Origin of the sequence: Xylanibacter rarus, from assembly GCF_001275135.1 — a bacterium.
Taxonomy (GTDB): Bacteria; Bacteroidota; Bacteroidia; order Bacteroidales; family Bacteroidaceae; genus Prevotella; species Prevotella rara.
This window is the reverse complement of sequence record NZ_LFQU01000061.1, coordinates 1-4,967: the sequence shown is the minus strand read 5'-3', so window position 1 is coordinate 4,967 and position 4,967 is coordinate 1. Positions and strand designations below refer to the sequence as shown.

The window sequence follows — 4,967 nt, the reverse complement described above, 5'->3', positions numbered from 1 at the left end:
TCCGAGATTCATACCTTAATAGCTATTTTTTGATTAGAAATTCATATCTAAAATAAAAATAGGAAGTAAGCGGATTAAAATCCTTATACTTAATTCCGGCAGATTGCAAATCAGCCGGCACATTAGCTTTGTTGATTCATATCGGTTGCACAAGCGGTTAAATGAAAAGTGAAATAACAATAATCCACAAGAGTATCGAATTTTTCACTCTTCACTCTTCGTTCTTCACTTAAACAAGCTCCTTTAACTACTTCTAACTCCTTTAACTCCTAAAAATACACTATCTTTGCATCTCGAATACCATTTAAAACGATGAAAAGAATTATAACCAACATAACGGGCGGCCTGTTATTGGCCGTATCTATAGTGCCAACACTATTATCTGTTGTGTCTTGCGGACAGCAGGCGGCAGACAGAGATATTGCTGCGGCAGACAGTCTGAGCGAGGTGGCACCGCAAAGGGCGATGACGCTTATTGACAGTCTGGAGGGAGAAATCGACATGAACAAAAGCCGACACATGAAGCTGTTGCTGCTAAAGGCTAAAGTAAGAAACAAGCTCGCAATGCCCATGAGCACCGACTCGCTGAAAGACATTGCCGACTATTTTGACAAGCACGGAGATTCTAACGAACGTATGCTCGCATACTATATCCTTGGATGCGCATACTTTGACGGCAAGGATGCCCCCATGGCATTGCAGTATTTTCATGAAGCGGCAGCAAAGGCAGACACCACTGACAGCAGCTGCGACTTTAAAAATTTAAGCCGGATATATACCTTTCTTGGTGAAATTCTATATAAACATTTGTCACCTGAAAATGCATTAATCGCACAAAAGCAAGCAATAAAATATGCAAAATTGGCAAAGGACACATTGAATGCAATTTGTGGATATCAACGCTTAACAGAAACGTATTATTATTTAGGAAAATATGACTCGGTCATTTCTATCAGCGACAAATCCTCAAAATTATTTCAAAAATACGGATATATAAATTATGCAGCATCTTCATATGGTATACCTATCTTCATAATGGTGGAAAATGGAGAGACAAACAAGGTTAAGCCGTATTTAAGAATATATGAAAAAGAATCAGGACTTTATGATACAAAAGTCAACAAAGTAAAAAAAGGTCATGAAATACATTATTATATCAAAGGTATGTGTTACCTTAATGAAAACAAGTTTGATTCAGCAGAATATTTCTTTAGAAAGGAATTAAACGAAACATCGGATTATAATAATCATCAGGCCGCAGCTAAGGGATTATATATGCTATATAAAAAACGTTGCAATAATGATTCTGTTACTAAATACGCAGAAATGTGGAATGCAGCAACAGATTCTGCGTATACCCAGATGTCAACCGAACATCTCCAGCAGATGCAGGCCATGTATAACTATAACAGATACAGGCAGAATGCTGAAGAGGCTGAGAAAGACGCATTGCGGACAAAATATATCAGCATAATCATAATTATGGCCATCATGGCTGCAGCCATTGGCGGGGCACTGGCCGTGAGAACATATATAATAAGGAAACGCAGGGCAAGAGTTAACGAGATAAAAGAATATGAACGCAGCATAAGCGAACTGAAGAAGGCAAGGCGCGAGCTGGACATACTGACCGAAAACAGACAGACGCGGATGGAAAGTCTGATTAAGGAGAAGGAGGAAGAGATTGAAAGGCTGCAAAAAGAGAAAGCCGAATATGAGAAAAACAAGGACATTGCTGCCCGAATGACGCCATTTGCAGACGAGCCTGTTGTAAGAGTTTTACGTAGACATGCCGAAAAGGAGCACGTGATGATGAGCGGAGAAGAGCGCAAAATGCTCATAAGCCTGTTTGACAGCTACGAAGAAATAAGCCGGCTGAAGGCCGTTTTGAGTGAAAGCGAATATGAGCTGTGCCTCTTGGTCAAGCTTGGCTTCACACCTTCGCAGATAAATATGCTTACCGGCCGCAGTCTTCAGGACATTGCAAACATACGAAAACGGATGTATAACAGAATAACCGGCAAAGACGGCTCGTCGAGAGACTTTGACAAATTTATAAAGTCTTTATAAACAGTGATTTACATCATGAAGAAAATACGTCTGTGAAGTTTTTGTGAAAAGATTTCACAGCACGATAATTAATGAGATGTACGTCCGTGGAGCTGTTGCGAACAGCTAAATTTAATGAAAAACACGTTTGTGAAGTTTTGTGAAGTTTGCAGCTTTTCGCAAAGAGTCTTGTGAACTTTTTGTGAACTTTTTTAATTGCCAAAATTTGTTTTTATTATAAAATTTCCGTTGTTTTGCTAAAGAAAAGAATAGTGCTACAGCTGATTATAAGGCAGAAGATGTTAACCGGAGATAATATATATTGCTTAAAAAATCTGATTATCACTGATGGCTGCCACATCAAGAAAAGCAAATTAAATCATATTAATAAAGTCACAAAAGGTACTTGCCTGCGTACACAATACAGTTAAACTAAAAAATTTTAGATATATGAACAAAAAACGTTTATTATTATTTACGATAGTTCTTCTAAGTCTGGATTATTATGCAAAAGCCCAGACAGACTCGATAAAAAATTATAAACTCAACGAGGTTGTGGTTGAGGGTACACGCAACTATGCCATTGCAGACGGTGTGGTTTACATTCCGTCAAAGGAAGCGAAGCAGCATTCCATAAACATAAACGACCTGCTGGCAAGAATGATGGTGGCAGGACTTAGAGTTGATCTTGGTTCAAACAAAGTGGAAACAACTTATCAAGGCGAAGTGCATTTCTACATTGACGGCGTGGAGGCGCAAGACTGGGAGGTGAAAGCCCTGAGACCGAAAGACGTGTTGCACGTAGAATATCTCAAATCACCTGCAGATCCTAAATACAAGAATTATCAGGCAGTGGTAAACCTCGTGATGAAGAAATACAAATACGGAGGATATGTGCTCGGCGAGGTTAATCAGTCGTTCGTTTACAACAGCGGCAACTATGGAGCCGCGGCAAAAGTGAATACTGGCAAATGGACGCTTACGGGACTGGCCGAAGCCGACTACCGCAACGCTGACGACATAACGCACAACACCGGCACACAATACATATTCAGTAAGGACAACATAATAGACAAGCTGACAGAAGAAACGCAAAGAGAACACACAAAAATGTTCACTACAGCCGTAAACGCAAGATACATAAGCGACAAGCTGACCTTCACGGCATCGGCAGGATACAGATATGAAAGCACGCCGGTGAACAACAGCGACATAAACATAACCTATACAGGCAACAACGCACCAGACAACGGCAAGGCTCTGACGGAAGCATCGTCGAAAGGCATGCTGCCATACATCAACACATACTTCCAGTTGTCAAAGTTGCCACGCAACTCAATGCTGTACGGCGCGGCATCGTTCTCTTACAACCACAACGACGCGTCTACTCTGTACACATTCGGCAGCCCGATATTCAATGCCACCGAGGAAGACGTGTATCTGCCTGACGTATGGATGTCATACGCCTTTCCGCTATACAAACAAAACTATATGACAGTAACGGCAGAATATAAATCGGAAATATTCAACACGCTCTACACAGGAACGGACAACACACGACAGAAACTCATAAACAACTATGTCTATGCCAGAGTGAGATATAACCACAAATTCTCTGACAACTGGTCGGCAAGCGCGCAGATAGAAGTGCCTGTAAACTTCTACAAGGTGAACGACGACGGTTATGACACCAAGCCATACGTAAACGGATTCATCGTAATGAACGGCCGCATCGGAAAGAAACATTCTCTGTATGCATACGCGCAAATTATGCAGATGCCGATAACTCCTTCATTCTATAACACCGTGGTGCGACAGGACAACGAGATTGAAGGCACCAAGGGCAACGCCGGTCTGAAGCCTCAACGGTATGCCTCAGCCCATATGTCGTATGCATGGATGCCTATAAACGGATTTTCGCTTAATGCCGACGTTATCTGGGAAGAGATAATGCACGACATTGTGCCCTTATGGCATGCGGAAAACGGACTTATGATTAAGGACATCGTTAACAGCGGCAACTACGACATCATATCGGCATCGCTTACACCGTCGCTGTCGCTTGCCGGCGGAAAGCTTAACATGCAGGCAAAGCTGTATTACGCACACGAGATGCATTCGGGCATAAGGAATTTCTCGTTAAACAACTATGGCTTGTACCCATACATAAGCTACAACATGAACAAGAATTTCTCAGTGTCGGCAGGATACGGCAAAAATTTCAACAAGGGATTTATGCGCGGCGGATACGGCACGACGGCGCAATTCAGCGATAACCTTAAGGTGATTCTGCAATACACAGCCGGAAACTTTTACGCAATGCTGTCAGTAAACTCTGTGCTGAGAAAACACGGCTGGGTGAAGTCATGGTTTGACAGTGACAATTTGCACAGCAGCGAATATCTCTCGCGTCCGTGGGACGGAAGATACGTCAGCCTGACGATGCGCTACACACTCGACTTCGGACGTAAGACTGATCATGGCAACAACGCGAGATTTGAAGGCAGCGCAAAAACAAGCGTGCTGAAATAATAACAATGAAAATTGTCAAGGCGTAATGACAATACGATGGTTACGCTAAAACAGCTAATAGAAAAATGCCAAGACTAATTGTTCTTTCATTTACAAATGTCTGTGCCCCAAAGGCATACTATAATGCGATAAGCGAAGAAGCTGTATATGCCAACGCAGCACAGATAAACACTCCCGACTCGAGTCTGATACCAGGAGGGCTTACGGATGAAGAAGGCAATTTCTCTGATTAGCTTTGTTGCTTCAAATCAGTTGCACAAGCGGCGCATTTGTCTTGTAACGATTAAAAAGTCCGGAAACTACATGGCTATTGTTCTGTCGGATATGTTATCACTAGTGTTCGAAAAATTTTAACTATCTGAAAGTCAGTTGTTTGCTTGCATATA

3 protein-coding genes are annotated in these 4,967 nt (G+C 41.9%); all 3 read left to right on the top strand.

Translation table 11 applies throughout. From position 1 onward, the window contains the following. The first annotated feature begins 312 nt into the window (after positions 1-312). The 3 genes from ACU52_RS14415 (at position 313) to ACU52_RS15240 (ending at position 4,814) form a co-directional block, all read left to right on the top strand. Positions 313-2,070, top strand: coding sequence for a hypothetical protein (locus ACU52_RS14415; protein WP_053399311.1), 1,758 nt, complete (start codon positions 313-315; stop codon positions 2,068-2,070). Between the two features lie 429 nt (positions 2,071-2,499). Then, positions 2,500-4,581 (top strand): TonB-dependent receptor, encoded by a 2,082-nt coding sequence (locus ACU52_RS14410; protein WP_053399310.1) that lies wholly within the window; start codon positions 2,500-2,502, stop codon positions 4,579-4,581. Between the two features lie 65 nt (positions 4,582-4,646). Then, complete coding sequence (locus ACU52_RS15240) at positions 4,647-4,814, top strand: hypothetical protein (protein WP_156316899.1); 168 nt, start codon at positions 4,647-4,649, stop codon at positions 4,812-4,814. Positions 4,815-4,967: the final 153 nt, after the last annotated feature.

Coding starts and splice junctions, on each gene's coding strand:
- ACU52_RS14415 (WP_053399311.1), top strand. CDS start 313: ATGAAAAGAATTATAACCAACATAACGGGCGGCCTGTTATTGGCCGTA.
- ACU52_RS14410 (WP_053399310.1), top strand. CDS start 2,500: ATGAACAAAAAACGTTTATTATTATTTACGATAGTTCTTCTAAGTCTG.
- ACU52_RS15240 (WP_156316899.1), top strand. CDS start 4,647: ATGCCAAGACTAATTGTTCTTTCATTTACAAATGTCTGTGCCCCAAAG.